This window comes from Paraburkholderia hospita (assembly GCF_002902965.1).
GTDB classification, from domain to species: Bacteria; Pseudomonadota; Gammaproteobacteria; order Burkholderiales; family Burkholderiaceae; genus Paraburkholderia; species Paraburkholderia hospita.
Genome location: NZ_CP026105.1, coordinates 2,484,335 through 2,499,268, shown reverse-complemented (window position 1 = coordinate 2,499,268; position 14,934 = coordinate 2,484,335). Strand labels below are relative to the sequence as shown.

At 59.6% G+C, this 14,934-nt stretch carries 8 protein-coding genes, 2 tRNA genes and 3 rRNA genes; 9 read left to right on the top strand and 4 right to left on the bottom strand.

Annotated elements, in window-relative coordinates:
• The first annotated feature begins 13 nt into the window (after positions 1–13).
• Positions 14–1,180 carry a M14 family metallopeptidase gene (locus tag C2L64_RS11295; RefSeq protein ID WP_007588107.1) on the top strand — a complete coding sequence of 389 codons (1,167 nt, stop codon included), beginning with the start codon at positions 14–16 and terminating at the stop codon, positions 1,178–1,180.
• Positions 1,181–1,304: 124 nt separating this feature from the next.
• Here the strand turns inward: C2L64_RS11295 and C2L64_RS11290 are convergent, their stop codons facing one another.
• The 4 genes from C2L64_RS11290 to C2L64_RS11275 form a co-directional block, all read right to left on the bottom strand.
• Positions 1,305–1,985, bottom strand: a complete 681-nt coding sequence (locus tag C2L64_RS11290; protein WP_007588106.1) for a BspC domain-containing protein — start codon at positions 1,983–1,985, stop codon at positions 1,305–1,307.
• Positions 1,986–2,188: 203 nt separating this feature from the next.
• Entirely contained in the window at positions 2,189–2,863 is a 675-nt protein-coding gene (locus C2L64_RS11285; RefSeq protein WP_007588105.1) for an energy-coupling factor ABC transporter permease, read from the bottom strand.
• A 92-nt stretch (positions 2,864–2,955) separates the two neighbouring features.
• Positions 2,956–3,837, bottom strand: coding sequence for a response regulator transcription factor (locus C2L64_RS11280; protein WP_039901417.1), 882 nt, complete (start codon positions 3,835–3,837; stop codon positions 2,956–2,958).
• A 198-nt stretch (positions 3,838–4,035) separates the two neighbouring features.
• Positions 4,036–5,250, bottom strand: coding sequence for a DUF2863 family protein (locus C2L64_RS11275; RefSeq protein ID WP_007588103.1), 1,215 nt, complete (start codon positions 5,248–5,250; stop codon positions 4,036–4,038).
• 259 nt (positions 5,251–5,509) lie between these two features.
• On the opposite strand from C2L64_RS11275, the gene C2L64_RS11270 reads away from it, so the two are divergent.
• From C2L64_RS11270 to C2L64_RS11235, 8 genes are all read left to right on the top strand, one after another.
• On the top strand, positions 5,510–6,634 hold the full coding sequence (locus C2L64_RS11270) for an AI-2E family transporter (RefSeq protein ID WP_007588102.1): 1,125 nt from the start codon (positions 5,510–5,512) through the stop codon (positions 6,632–6,634).
• 473 nt (positions 6,635–7,107) lie between these two features.
• Positions 7,108–8,638: ribosomal RNA gene (locus C2L64_RS11265) — 16S ribosomal RNA — on the top strand.
• 65 nt (positions 8,639–8,703) lie between these two features.
• Positions 8,704–8,780: transfer RNA gene (locus C2L64_RS11260), tRNA-Ile, on the top strand.
• A gap of 51 nt (positions 8,781–8,831) precedes the next feature.
• Positions 8,832–8,907: transfer RNA gene (locus C2L64_RS11255), tRNA-Ala, on the top strand.
• A 310-nt stretch (positions 8,908–9,217) separates the two neighbouring features.
• Positions 9,218–12,098: ribosomal RNA gene (locus C2L64_RS11250) — 23S ribosomal RNA — on the top strand.
• A 145-nt stretch (positions 12,099–12,243) separates the two neighbouring features.
• A 5S ribosomal RNA gene (rrf, locus tag C2L64_RS11245) occupies positions 12,244–12,357 on the top strand.
• Together the 16S, 23S and 5S rRNA genes with 2 tRNA genes alongside form the textbook arrangement of a ribosomal RNA operon.
• Positions 12,358–12,827: 470 nt before the next feature.
• Positions 12,828–13,535: a translesion DNA synthesis-associated protein ImuA gene (gene imuA / locus C2L64_RS11240; protein ID WP_007590380.1), complete on the top strand. Its 708-nt coding sequence runs from the start codon at positions 12,828–12,830 to the stop codon at positions 13,533–13,535.
• Positions 13,465–14,934 (top strand): Y-family DNA polymerase, encoded by a 1,470-nt coding sequence (locus C2L64_RS11235; protein ID WP_238554808.1) that lies wholly within the window; start codon positions 13,465–13,467, stop codon positions 14,932–14,934. The genes imuA and C2L64_RS11235 overlap by 71 nt, the downstream gene beginning before the upstream one ends.

The following is a 14,934-nucleotide window of genomic DNA, read 5'->3' as shown; positions in this document are numbered from 1 at the left end:
CAGGAATACCAACATGACGCTATCCATTACGAGCAATTTCGACGCAGGCGCGATCGAAGTCCTGTCCTGCGCGCAGGCCGACAACATCCGCTTGCGCGTGCGTCCGGACAGCCACGCCGACTTTGCGCAGTGGTTCTATTTCCGCCTGTCGGGCGCGCGCGGCGAGCGCTGCGTGATGACGTTCGAGAACGCCGCCGACTGCGCCTTCGCCGATGGCTGGCGCAACTATCAGGCGTGCGCGAGCTATGACCGCGTGAACTGGTTTCGCGTGCCGACCTCGTACGACGGCCGCGTGCTCACCATCGATCACACGCCCGATTTCGACCGCATCTATTACGCCTACTTCGAGCCGTATAGCGAAGAGCGCCACTCGGAATTTCTCGGCGCAGTTCAACAGATGCCGCATGCGGCGCTGACGGAACTGGGCAAGACGGTCGAAGGCCGGCCGATGTCGCTGCTCACGCTCGGCGCGCCGACCTTGCTCGAAGACGGCACGCTGAAGCCGAAGAAGATCATCTGGATCATCGCGCGCCAGCATCCAGGCGAGACGATGGCCGAGTGGTTCGTCGAAGGTCTCGTGAAGCGACTCGCGGGCTGGGGCGACTGGTCGGGCGATCCCGTCGCGCGCAAGCTCTTCGATTACGCCGACTTCTACATCGTGCCGAACATGAACCCGGACGGCAGCGTGCACGGCAATCTGCGCACGAATGCGGCCGGCGCGAACCTGAATCGCGAATGGATGGAACCGGACGCCGCGCGCAGCCCCGAAGTGCTGCTCGTGCGTGACGCGATTCATGCGACGGGCTGTGATCTGTTCTTCGACATTCACGGTGACGAAGCGCTGCCGTATGTGTTCGTCGCGGGCTCGGAGATGCTGCCGAGTTTCACCGAACGCCAACGCCAGGAGCAGACGGCGTTCATCGAGAACTTCAAGCGCGCGAGTCCCGATTTCCAGGACAAGTACGGTTATGAAGCGAGCAAGTATCGGCAGGATGCGCTCAAGCTCGCGTCGAAGTACATCGGCAACGAGTTCGGTTGCCTGTCGCTGACGCTGGAGATGCCGTTCAAGGACAACGCCAATCTGCCCGACGAACGGGTAGGCTGGAACGGCGAGCGCAGCGCGTCGCTCGGCGCGTCGATGCTGCAGGCGATTCTCTGGCATATGGAGACGTTTGCCTGACGCGCTGTATCGATGAATAGCAAAGGTATGTAAAAAAGCGAGGCCACGCGTGATGCGTGGCCTCGCTTTTTGTTGCTCGCGTGGTGCGCCTGATCCGATGTTCAGATCAGGTGTAGGCGCCACGTCAATGTGTCTTCTTCGCCGTCGACTTTTTCGCACCCGTTTTAGCGTTCGTCTTCGCGGCGCTGCTCTTGGCCGTCACGGCCTTGCCTGACGATTTGCCCGACTTCTTGTTCCCCGACTTGTTCGTCGTGCCTTTCGACTTGCCCGAGTTCTTCTTCGAACCCTTGCCGCTAACGGCGTGCTTGCCCTTAGCCGTGGTCGAGCCCGACGACGCCGTGCTTCGCGAGCGCAATGGCGGCACGGGGTCATTCCAGCTGAACGCGAGCATCTGCGCGCCGACATAGCCGCAGCGGAACTTGAGCTGCGCCGGGTCGCCGCCGCCTTGCGGAACGCCCAGGCCTTCGACGGTCACGACACTGTCGACCTTGACCTTCTGCTTGCCTTCGTCGAACGAATCGTTCCACGGCGTGACGGCTGCATGCGCGCTATCGAAAGAGCTGGGCGGAAACTCGACGTGATCGAAAGCCGTCGATGTGCTCGCGACGAAGTCGCCATGCGCGGCGCAATCCGCGACGAGCGGATCGGCGTGCATATCGTTGATGAATTTGCTGACGAGGTCGTTGTGCTGCCCGAGTTGATCGGCGAAGGCAGGCAGCGAGCATGCGAGCGACGCGCTCGCAATCCACACCGCCAACCGGCCGACCAACCGCGGCAATCGGCGCGGTGCGTTGGTGCGATCCATCTATCTATGATCAATGCTGTGAAGACGTCAGGCACATAAGATGCCCGTCTGCAGGAAGGAGTTCAATCCTGGCACAAATATTTTGTCGTGTCGTGGTGCGGAGGCTCAACGAGCGATAGATAGGCGGATGTTGCATGCACGAGCGAACGCGCCGGACGGGCGCATTCATCTCGATGCCGTTGCAGTGCAATTGCGGGATCAGATCAGGTGCGCGGGCCACCGAGGCGATAGCGGCGCACATCATAAGTCGTGACCCATGCGGGACGATAGACAGCGATCAATGCCGTCGACATACCCGTGAACCACGATTCACCCGACGCAAGCAGGAACACGCTAAACGCATAGCCGGCCGGGATCACGGACATCGAACCGTCGGCGAGCGCGATATGCGTTGCCAACGCAACGGCCGATGCCACCGTAACCGCGATGGCGGGCGACACGAAGCCCTGGCCGAAGATGAACATGAAGAGATTGCGCGGCAGCCACGCGATGCATGCGCGTTGCAGGAGCGTCGACACGCCGACGGGCACTGCGCCGAACACGAGGAAGGTGAGTGCGATGCCTTGCCACGGCGCGTCGAAGACGACGGCGGCAAGCCCTGTCACGATGGCCATCGCAATGAGCGCAAGCCCCCAGTCGAATAGCGTGACGACGAGCGTTGCACCGAGCAGGTGAATCACCGTGCCATCTTCGAGCCATGCGTTGGTCGCCCACAGCACCGATACGGCGACGATGATGGCGAGCCACACATGCTGGAGCACGGGTTCCTGCAAGCGCTTGAACGGGTTCTTCCAGAGTGCGAGCGCGAGCAAAGCCACAGCGGCGATCCAGCCACCGACAGCGACCCACAACGGAAGCGGTGTGTAGAGGAAACCCATGTCTTCATATTACTCGTTGAATAGCGAAACGTGTGAGCGGATTCCATGCCAGCGATGATTTATGTCTATTCACGGTGGATTCCTTTCGACCTTTACATCGCGCCGTCGTCGCGCTCCGGGCGCTTGCGCCGTGGGTCGTACGGCGTCGTCGCTTCGGCGGCCATCGGCAGTGCGCCGGCAGTGTCGTTGGCAGGCAACGGATAGCGGAAAGTTCGCGGCTTGCGCTGGCGCAGTGGCGCGACGTTGGACGTCACGCGCGCGGGCCGCTGGATGCGATTGTGTCCGCTGCGCAGCACTTCGAGTTGCGCGGTGAGCCAGCCGTTGTAGATCGCGACGGCGGCGGCGCGGTTCGGTGCGCCCAGTTGCTGGAAGATCGTCGCCAGATGGATTTTCACGGTGCCCTCGCTGATGCCTAACGCGCGAGCAATCATTTTATTCGTACTGCCCATGTGCACGCAGCGCATGATCTGTTCTTGCCGCGGCGAAAGGCCGCCGCCCAGACGTGGCCGCTTTGGCGGCGCGACCAGTTCGAGCGGGCGCGCGTCGTTCAGCGGACGCACCAGCTTGCTGGATGGCGCGGGTGCATCGAACGAAAGGGCGCCTGCAGGGATGTAGTGGACGCCCAGCAAAACCATTTCCAGCGCCCGCACGATCACGCGCGGATCGGTGGAACGTGGAATCACGCCGAGTACGCCTTTCTCGACGAACGCGCGCACATGGGCGGGCGAGATGTCGTCGACCAGCACGGCGACGGGCAGGCCGGGATGGTTGGCGAGCAACGTGCGGGCGTCGAGGGGCGACATCCAGTCCTCCCAGTCGATCAGCAGCAGGTCCGGTTGCAGGCGGCGCAGCGTGCGCTCGACCTGCGGCCAGTCCTGTGCTTCGCCGAACCGTGCCTGCCGGTCGATTTGCCGTAAGAGTGTCTTGAGTCCTTCCCTGCGTTCGGCGTCCGAGTTGAAAACTGAAAATCGCATGCATTGCCTCCTGATCGATCGGTCGTGGCGGCGCGATGCACGCAACGATTTCGTCGTCGCGCAGCGATGCACCATCGTGTCGATGATGACAAATTCCCAGTCGCGTGGCGGCCTGTCCAGTTGGCATAGGACGAGTGCCATGAAAAAAGCCCCGCACGCGGCGGGGCTTGATTCGATGCAGAGAAAACTCTGAAGTGATCAGTGGAAATGTGGCTGAGCGGGCTCGGCATCTTCCGGCATTTCGGCGTGAACGATCTCGCCGAGCGGATCCGCATAAAGCGGGACGCCGCAGTCGTCACAATATTCCGGTTCGAAGCGGCCAGCGTGACGGCGGATATCGGTGATGCCCGTTTCTTTCAGCAACGCGACGATGTCTTCGAGCGGACCTTCGGCCGCCATTGCCTCTTGCGGTTCTTCGTCGATACCCGGGTCGCCGTTCTCGCGGCCGTACAGCGGCCACACGACGCCGTAGATCACGTCGTTGCTGCCGCGGCGCGTGAAGCCGATCCGGTATTCGTCGATGCGCCGCTCGCCGAAGCCCGCGACTACCGCGCGCAGTTCGTCGGGCGTCGCGCCGATCGTGTCGAACAGATAGCGCACCGCGGTGCGAACGGTGTGCGGGCGCACGCGCTCGTCGGCGTCGCGGCAGGCCGAGTAGTAGGCGTCCGGCAACAGGCATTCGAACTCGCAGCCGGGCAGCACGACGGCCAGATTGGCACCGCCTTGTGTCGCCCATTGCTCGAGGCATTGGCCGCGCTCGATGCGCGAGCCACCTTCTTCTTCCTGCCAGCGGAACACGGGCGCGCCGACGGGCGCTGCGACGACGGCCAGCACGAAACGCGGATCGGCCAGAATGGGCGACGTTTCCGGCAGTTCGCCAAAGTTGATTTTCGCGTTGCCGCCGCCGACGGCCGCCTGCGCCAGTTGCTGCGCGAGCCGCCAGGTTTCGACGTGATGACGCGGCAACTGGTCGATGCTATACATAAAGGGCGCCATCGCGACGCGCGTGTCGGCTGCAAGCACATGTGCCTGCAGATGGGCGCGCAGTGCGTCGGCCGCGTCGCCTTTGAGCGCGCCCGACGGGATGGCGTAGCGCGTCCAGGCCAGCACCGGCGCGGCGATCAGCAACGCTTCGTACTGGACGCCATCGTGCTCGACGATCAGCGACTCGCTATGCGTTTCGGCCATGTCGGCAAGGGCGCCGTAAGCGTCCGGATGATTCTGCTGCAGATGGTCGAGCGCGGCGTCGAGCGTCGTCTGGTTGCCGTTGCGGACTATTTTCGCGAGCAGTGCGTCGAGCTTGGATTCCCAGAAGCGGTCTTCGGTGCGGCTGCCCGACGCGAAGAGCGCGAGCGACAGACCGACCAGCTTGTCGGCATCGGGAGGGAGACGTTTGGCGATTCGCGAGCGCATAAATCCGGAGGTTGTGTGCAGAGAACCATATATTCTAGTCGTTTCTTCGTCGACATATTATCGACACGCACTGCTGGCAGCGATTTGCCCGCAGTGTGGGCCTGTCAGTCTGTGAAGGGCTTGCTCGTGGTGGCTGCCGCCGGTGTCTCTGGTTGCGTTCGCGGCTTTCGCCTGAGCTTTCCTATACTCGTTCTGCAGACGTTTCGATGTCTGAGCGGCCATCGTTCAGATCAGTGTGGAATTGTGTCGGGGGTGGTGCATGGTGAAGTCGGACCAACTGATCGAGCGGCTGGCTGCCGTGTTCGCGTTGCTGCTGCTGGTCGGCGGCTCGCTGCTGGTGCTGGCGCCGTTTACGACCGCGCTGCTGTGGGGCGCGATTCTCAGCTATAGCTCGTGGGGCTTGTACTGCAAGCTGTCGCAGACCCTCGGCGGGCGGCGCAAGTGGGCGGCGACGCTGATCGTGCTCATCATTCTGGTCGTCGTGCTGGGCCCCTTCGTGTACGCGGGGTTCGCGCTGGGCGCGCATACCAAGGACATCACCGCTTTCGTGCAGAGGCTGACGGAATCAGGCCTGCCGGATCTGCCCGATTGGGTCGCGCGGATTCCGCTCGTCGGTTCGACCATCGAATCGTTCTGGGAGCGCGTGACCAGCAGCAATTCCGAGATGGTTGCGCAACTGCGCGTGCTGGCCGCGCCGGCGGGCAAGTGGGTTCTCGCGGCGGCGCTTGCCGTCACGCATGGGCTGGGATTGCTCGCGCTCAGCATCATTCTCACTTTCTTCTTTTATACGGGCGGCGAGGGCGCGGCGGCATGGCTCAACGCGGGCATGCGGCGCATCGCCGGCGAGCGCGCCGACTATTTGCTGGCGTTGGCGGGCAGCACGGTGAAGGGCGTGGTGTACGGCATCCTCGGGACGGCGCTGGTGCAGGGTGTGCTGGCTGGCTTTGGCTGCTGGATTGCGGGTGTGCCGACGCCGGCGTTGCTAGGCCTCGTTACGTTCTTTCTTTCGGTGATTCCCGGTGGCCCTGTCGTGGTGTGGCTGCCCGCCGCGATCTGGCTGTATCACGGCGGCGAAACGGGATGGGCGATCTTTCTCGTGGTGTGGGGCGTGATAGTGGTGGGCATGTCCGATAACGTCGTCAAGCCTATCCTGATCGGCAAGAGCAGCGACATGCCGCTGATTCTCGTGATGCTCGGCATTCTGGGCGGCGCGTTCGCGTTTGGCTTCCTCGGCGTGTTTATTGGGCCGACGCTTCTCGCCGTGGCTTATACGGTGCTGCATGACTGGACGATCGGTTCGCCCGATGCTCGCGAGCTGGCCGCGAAGGCGGGCGGAAAGCCGGCAGATCCTGTGGCGCGAGTGGAGAAGGCGCGGGAGGAATGATTGTTCTAGCCGTTTTCGAAAAAAACTTTGCGTCACACCCTTGTCACGGGGCGCGGGATGGCCTAAGATTCGCGTCCTCGTTGAGCAGCACGGAGTTGGGTGCGACGCAACGGGGCCGCGGCAGAAACGGCGCGGTCGTGAAGTCAGCAGGGTTTTTCAGGCGATGCTAAAAAAACCGGTTGACGAAGCGAAAAAGGTTCTTCATAATCTCGTTTCTCTGCTGCTGACGCAGCAACGTGGTGAAAGCAAGGCGCTTCCCGCGAATGTTCTTTAACAATCAACAGCCGATAAGTGTGGGTGCTCGATGGCGGCGCGCGGTGATCTTCGGGTCACCGAACAAGCGAAAGTAATCGAGTCTCACACAGAAGTAATTGAGGAAGGTTCGACGGATTGAGAAATTCGACCGAATCATTCGTCAGTGATTTTGAGTGAGCGACCGGTTGGTAAAACAACCGAAAAACAGTAACAGGTTTGAACTGAAGAGTTTGATCCTGGCTCAGATTGAACGCTGGCGGCATGCCTTACACATGCAAGTCGAACGGCAGCACGGGGGCAACCCTGGTGGCGAGTGGCGAACGGGTGAGTAATACATCGGAACGTGTCCTGGAGTGGGGGATAGCCCGGCGAAAGCCGGATTAATACCGCATACGATCTCTGGATGAAAGCGGGGGACCGAAAGGCCTCGCGCTCAAGGGGCGGCCGATGGCAGATTAGCTAGTTGGTGGGGTAAAGGCCTACCAAGGCGACGATCTGTAGCTGGTCTGAGAGGACGACCAGCCACACTGGGACTGAGACACGGCCCAGACTCCTACGGGAGGCAGCAGTGGGGAATTTTGGACAATGGGGGCAACCCTGATCCAGCAATGCCGCGTGTGTGAAGAAGGCCTTCGGGTTGTAAAGCACTTTTGTCCGGAAAGAAAACCGCTTCTCTAATACAGGGGTGGGATGACGGTACCGGAAGAATAAGCACCGGCTAACTACGTGCCAGCAGCCGCGGTAATACGTAGGGTGCGAGCGTTAATCGGAATTACTGGGCGTAAAGCGTGCGCAGGCGGTTCGCTAAGACCGATGTGAAATCCCCGGGCTTAACCTGGGAACTGCATTGGTGACTGGCGGGCTAGAGTATGGCAGAGGGGGGTAGAATTCCACGTGTAGCAGTGAAATGCGTAGAGATGTGGAGGAATACCGATGGCGAAGGCAGCCCCCTGGGCCAATACTGACGCTCATGCACGAAAGCGTGGGGAGCAAACAGGATTAGATACCCTGGTAGTCCACGCCCTAAACGATGTCAACTAGTTGTCGGGTCTTCATTGACTTGGTAACGAAGCTAACGCGTGAAGTTGACCGCCTGGGGAGTACGGTCGCAAGATTAAAACTCAAAGGAATTGACGGGGACCCGCACAAGCGGTGGATGATGTGGATTAATTCGATGCAACGCGAAAAACCTTACCTACCCTTGACATGTACGGAACCTTGCCGAGAGGTGAGGGTGCCCGAAAGGGAGCCGTAACACAGGTGCTGCATGGCTGTCGTCAGCTCGTGTCGTGAGATGTTGGGTTAAGTCCCGCAACGAGCGCAACCCTTGTCCCTAGTTGCTACGCAAGAGCACTCTAGGGAGACTGCCGGTGACAAACCGGAGGAAGGTGGGGATGACGTCAAGTCCTCATGGCCCTTATGGGTAGGGCTTCACACGTCATACAATGGTCGGAACAGAGGGTTGCCAAGCCGCGAGGTGGAGCCAATCCCAGAAAACCGATCGTAGTCCGGATCGCAGTCTGCAACTCGACTGCGTGAAGCTGGAATCGCTAGTAATCGCGGATCAGCATGCCGCGGTGAATACGTTCCCGGGTCTTGTACACACCGCCCGTCACACCATGGGAGTGGGTTTTACCAGAAGTGGCTAGTCTAACCGCAAGGAGGACGGTCACCACGGTAGGATTCATGACTGGGGTGAAGTCGTAACAAGGTAGCCGTATCGGAAGGTGCGGCTGGATCACCTCCTTTCCAGAGCTTCGCGTCTCAAAGTTGAGCGCTCACACTTGTCGGCTGTTAATTGAAGACAGGCTCAGGGGTCTGTAGCTCAGTCGGTTAGAGCACCGTCTTGATAAGGCGGGGGTCGATGGTTCGAATCCATCCAGACCCACCAGCGTCTTGTCTGCGGTGGCTGACCGATGATTCCCCTGTGTACTGTATGACTGGGGGATTAGCTCAGCTGGGAGAGCACCTGCTTTGCAAGCAGGGGGTCGTCGGTTCGATCCCGTCATCCTCCACCAATTCCCAATGCACAGTGTTCTGCAGAACGCAGAAGACTTCGCATTGGCAATTGAGCCAGTCAGTGAAGATATGCGGTTATAGCAATCGCGATATCGGCTGTCGTTCTTTAACAATCAGGAAGAAGTAGTAAAGAGATTCGCGAAAGCGTGCTTAGAGATGGGCGCGTGAGTAGGTGAATCAGGGTTGTGATTGTATCAATGTATTTTTAAGGGTTGTCGAAAGACAGCCTTGGAATACGGCACAACGCTAAAACTCAACCTGTAGCGAGTGAGTCTGACGTGGCAACGCGAAGAGACACACCCGTTATAGGGTCAAGCGAACAAGTGCATGTGGTGGATGCCTTGGCGATCACAGGCGATGAAGGACGCGGTAGCCTGCGAAAAGCTTCGGGGAGCTGGCAAACGAGCAATGATCCGAAGATGTCCGAATGGGGAAACCCACTCCTTATGGAGTATCCGTAGCTGAATACATAGGCTACGTGAAGCGAACGCGGTGAACTGAAACATCTAAGTAACCGCAGGAAAAGAAATCAACCGAGATTCCCAAAGTAGTGGCGAGCGAAATGGGACCAGCCTGTACTCTTTATCTTTGCTGTTAGCCAAACGCTCTGGAAAGTGCGGCCATAGTGGGTGATAGCCCCGTAGGCGAAAACAGCGAGGAAGAACTAGGTGTACGACAAGTAGGGCGGGACACGTGAAATCCTGTCTGAAGATGGGGGGACCATCCTCCAAGGCTAAATACTCGTGATCGACCGATAGTGAACCAGTACCGTGAGGGAAAGGCGAAAAGAACCCCGGGAGGGGAGTGAAATAGATCCTGAAACCGCATGCATACAAACAGTCGGAGCCTCGCAAGGGGTGACGGCGTACCTTTTGTATAATGGGTCAGCGACTTACATTCAGTGGCGAGCTTAACCGATTAGGGCAGGCGTAGCGAAAGCGAGTCCGAACAGGGCGATTCAGTCGCTGGGTGTAGACCCGAAACCAGGTGATCTATCCATGGCCAGGATGAAGGTGCGGTAACACGTACTGGAGGTCCGAACCCACTAACGTTGAAAAGTTAGGGGATGAGCTGTGGATAGGGGTGAAAGGCTAAACAAACCTGGAAATAGCTGGTTCTCTCCGAAAACTATTTAGGTAGTGCCTCGTGTATCACCTTCGGGGGTAGAGCACTGTCATGGTTGAAGGGTCCATTGCGGATTACTTCGCCATAGCAAACTCCGAATACCGAAGAGTGCAATCACGGGAGACAGACATCGGGTGCTAACGTCCGGTGTCAAGAGGGAAACAACCCAGACCGCCAGCTAAGGTCCCCAAATATGACTAAGTGGGAAACGAAGTGGGAAGGCTAAAACAGTCAGGAGGTTGGCTTAGAAGCAGCCATCCTTTAAAGAAAGCGTAATAGCTCACTGATCGAGTCGTCCTGCGCGGAAGATGTAACGGGGCTAAGTCATATACCGAAGCTGCGGATGCATATTTATATGCATGGTAGGAGAGCGTTCCGTAAGCCTGCGAAGGTGCACTGGAAAGTGTGCTGGAGGTATCGGAAGTGCGAATGCTGACATGAGTAGCGATAAAGGGGGTGAAAGGCCCCCTCGCCGTAAGCCCAAGGTTTCCTACGCAACGTTCATCGGCGTAGGGTGAGTCGGCCCCTAAGGCGAGGCAGAAATGCGTAGCTGATGGGAAGCAGGTCAATATTCCTGCACCAGTGTGAAATGCGATGGGGGGACGGATCGCGGAAGGTTGTCCGGGTGTTGGAAGTCCCGGTCGCTGCGTTGGAGAAGGTGCTCTGGCAAATCCGGGCACGGAATTCAAGGGCGTGGCGCGAGCTCCTTCGGGAGCGAAGCAATCGGAAGGGGTTCCAGGAAAAGCCTCTAAGCTTCAGTTTCACATTGACCGTACCGCAAACCGACACAGGTGGGCGAGATGAGTATTCTAAGGCGCTTGAGAGAACTCGGGAGAAGGAACTCGGCAAATTGGTACCGTAACTTCGGGATAAGGTACGCCCCTGTAGCTTGATGCCCCTGCGGGCAAAGGGTGAAGGGGTTGCAATAAACTGGTGGCTGCGACTGTTTAATAAAAACACAGCACTCTGCAAACACGAAAGTGGACGTATAGGGTGTGACGCCTGCCCGGTGCCGGAAGATTAAATGATGGGGTGCAAGCTCTTGATTGAAGTCCCGGTAAACGGCGGCCGTAACTATAACGGTCCTAAGGTAGCGAAATTCCTTGTCGGGTAAGTTCCGACCTGCACGAATGGCGTAACGATGGCCACACTGTCTCCTCCCGAGACTCAGCGAAGTTGAAGTGTTTGTGATGATGCAATCTCCCCGCGGCTAGACGGAAAGACCCCATGAACCTTTACTGTAGCTTTGCATTGGACTTTGAACCGATCTGTGTAGGATAGGTGGGAGGCTATGAAGCTGGGACGCTAGTCTCAGTGGAGCCGTCCTTGAAATACCACCCTGGTTTGTTTGAGGTTCTAACCTTGGCCCGTGATCCGGGTCGGGGACAGTGCATGGTGGGCAGTTTGACTGGGGCGGTCTCCTCCCAAAGTGTAACGGAGGAGTACGAAGGTACGCTAGGTACGGTCGGAAATCGTGCTGATAGTGCAATGGCATAAGCGTGCTTAACTGCGAGACCGACAAGTCGAGCAGGTGCGAAAGCAGGTCATAGTGATCCGGTGGTTCTGTATGGAAGGGCCATCGCTCAACGGATAAAAGGTACTCTGGGGATAACAGGCTGATACCGCCCAAGAGTTCATATCGACGGCGGTGTTTGGCACCTCGATGTCGGCTCATCTCATCCTGGGGCTGTAGCCGGTCCCAAGGGTATGGCTGTTCGCCATTTAAAGAGGTACGTGAGCTGGGTTTAAAACGTCGTGAGACAGTTTGGTCCCTATCTGCCGTGGGCGCTGGATATTTGAAGGGGGCTGCTCCTAGTACGAGAGGACCGGAGTGGACGAACCTCTGGTGTACCGGTTGTCACGCCAGTGGCATCGCCGGGTAGCTATGTTCGGAAGAGATAACCGCTGAAAGCATCTAAGCGGGAAACTCGCCTTGAGATGAGATATCCCCGGGGCTTCGAGCCCCTTGAAGGGTCGTTCAAGACCAGGACGTTGATAGGTCAGGTGTGGAAGCGCAGTAATGCGTTAAGCTAACTGATACTAATTGCCCGTAAGGCTTGATCCTATAACAGGTGTGTCTTACCCCAACGGGGTGAACAGGACACACAGGTTGAGATCGGTGTTGTGCCAGAAACAACACAACCCCCCTCTTTACGCTTCTTCCAGATTGGCTGTGGCGCACCCCAGATGCGACGCGGCAACCCCTCATGCCTGATGACCATAGCGAGTCGGTACCACCCCTTCCCATCCCGAACAGGACCGTGAAACGACTCCACGCCGATGATAGTGCGGATTGCCCGTGTGAAAGTAGGTAATCGTCAGGCTCCTTACCCAAGACCAAGACCCCGCCCTCAAAAGCGGGGTCTTGGCGTTTGTGGGCGCGTGGTTTTAACGTCGCGCCCGACAGCGTGGTCGAGCCGAAATGGCCGGCTTCGCGATATCCCCTCAGTTCCCTTTTGCCAAGCGTGCACTGACGCGGGGCGTCATTCGCGTAGCTTCGCACCCAATGCCCACCTCACCGCATTGACGCTTGACTGACGGTCTACGCTCAGCACATCCATCCCTTCCGCTTTTGTCCTTTGCACATATTGACCAGCAGCGCGATCAGCAATTGTCGTTCTGTCAATCTGCGCTAAAACCAAACCGACAAAACATCTGACGAAACGTCTTGGCTACCACCAAACCAGCCTCTTAAGTCCTAAGAAAACTCCGAACCCTTCCCCAAAAGGGTGCCATTCCCGTGTCAATTTCCGTGTAGGATACTGTACATATATACAGGTATTTTCCTACGCCGATGTCATCCGCAGCCACGCGTGCCGAAGAGATTCACCCATCGCTATGGCGAGCCTCGCAGCTCGCACGCGGCGGGCGGCGCACGCTTGATACCGGCTATCCCGCGCTATCTACCGAGTTGCCCGGCGGTGGCTGGCCCATCGGTGCGCTGGTCGACTTGCTGGTTCAGGTGCCGGGTGTCGGTGAGATGCGCCTGCTGCGGCCTGCATTGAGCTCACTGGGCGATCGTCCCATCGCGTTGGTACAGCCGCCGCATATTCCAGACGGCCTGGGCCTCGATTACATCGGGCTCTCGCTCGACAGGCTGCTGCAGGTCAAAGCGCCCAAAAGCTCCGACGCCTTCTGGTCCGCCGAGCAGATTCTGCGCGCCGGCACCTGCGGCGCGCTCATCTTGTGGGCGCAGCATGCGCAGGCGTCATCGCTGCGTCGTTTGCATCTGGCCGCGCAGTCTTCTGAGACGCTCTTCATCATGGTCCGGCCGCTCGCCTCGGCTCAGGACTCATCGCCGGCTTTATTGCGGCTGGCGTTACGACCTTCGGCCGACGGTCTGATGGTCGACATCGTGAAACGACGAGGCCCAACACGCGCGGAGCCTCTGTCGATTCCTCTTCAACCCACCCCCGTTCTGTTTTCCCGTCATGCGCGTCTTTCTCGCCGTCCACTTGCCGAAGTTGCCGCTCGAAGTCTTTCGACCGAGGTGGTCGCCTGAGCCCGGGCACGGCAGCGTGGTGCTGGAGAAAGACAAGGTCGCGATCGCCGACGGCTCGGCCCGCGCAGCGGGCGTGCGACTCGGGATGAAGCGCGGTGGCGTGCTGACGCTGTCGCCGGAAACGATGCTGTACGAGCGCGATATCGCACGCGAGAACGCCACGCAACGCGAAGTGGGCATCGCGCTGATGAAGTTTTCGCCCGACGTCGCGCTGCTCGACGAAGCGACGGTGCTCGTCGAAGTCGGCGGGAGCTTGCGGCTTTTCGGCGGGCTGTTGCCGTTGTGCCGTCAGGCGAAGGCGATTCTCGACGCGCTCGGCCTGACGGCGCGCATCAGCGCCGCGCCGACCGGGCAGGGCGCATGGCTGCTGGCGAAACACGGCAACCGGCGCGTGCTGCAACTCGCATCGCTCGAACGCGTGCTCGAGCCGCTGCCGATGCTCGCTGTGCCGGAAATCCGTCCGTTTGCCGACTGGTTCAGCGGTCTTGGCTGCGAATCGATTGCAGACGTCCGCCGTTTGCCGCGCGCCGGCCTGCAGCGGCGCTGTGGCGAGCATCTGCTGGATTCGCTCGACCGCGCGTTCGGCACCGCGCCGGAACTGTTCGACTGGCTCGAGCTGCCGCCCACGTTTAGCGCGCGCCTCGAATTGCCCGATCGTCTGGAGCATGCGGACGGCGCAGTGTTTGCCGCGCATCGGCTGATCGTGCAGCTGTGCGGCTGGCTGTGCGCGAAGCAACTGGCCGTGACGGCGATCACGCTGTCGTTCGAGCATGAGCGCGGCCGCGAAGCCATGGCGCCGACGTCGATCGATATCGCATTGGGCGAGGCCGCGTGGCGCGAAGATCATCTGCTGCGTCTCGTGAAGGAGCGGCTGCACCGTCTCACATTCGAGGCGCCCGCCATCGCGTTGCGGCTCGATGCATCGAAGGTCGACGCTGCCGCGCCCGCCACCGATCAACTTTTCCCTCAGCCGGGCGGCTCACCGGCGGATCACGCGCGGCTGATCGAACTGCTGATCGCGCGTAATGGCGAAGAGAATGTGCTGCGTCCCGCGCCGACGGCCGATTACCGGCCTGAAATCGCGAACCGCTGGGTGTCGATCAACCATGTGGAAAAGAAAATGCAGTTGCCCAGAGGCTTGCCGCGCCCGACATGGATGCTGGCGACGCCCGTGCGTCTGCTCATGCGCCAGCACCGGCCGTTTTATGGCTCGCCGTTGAAGATGGTATCGCCGGGTGAGCGGATCGAAGCGGGCTGGTTCGATGGCGCGCTCGTCACGCGCGACTATTTCGTGATGCAAGGCGAAGACCGTAGCTGCTATTGGGTTTATTACGAGCGCGTCAGCAGCCGCGATGCCGAAGAGGAGCCGCGCTGGTTCCTGCACGGCCTGTTCGGATGA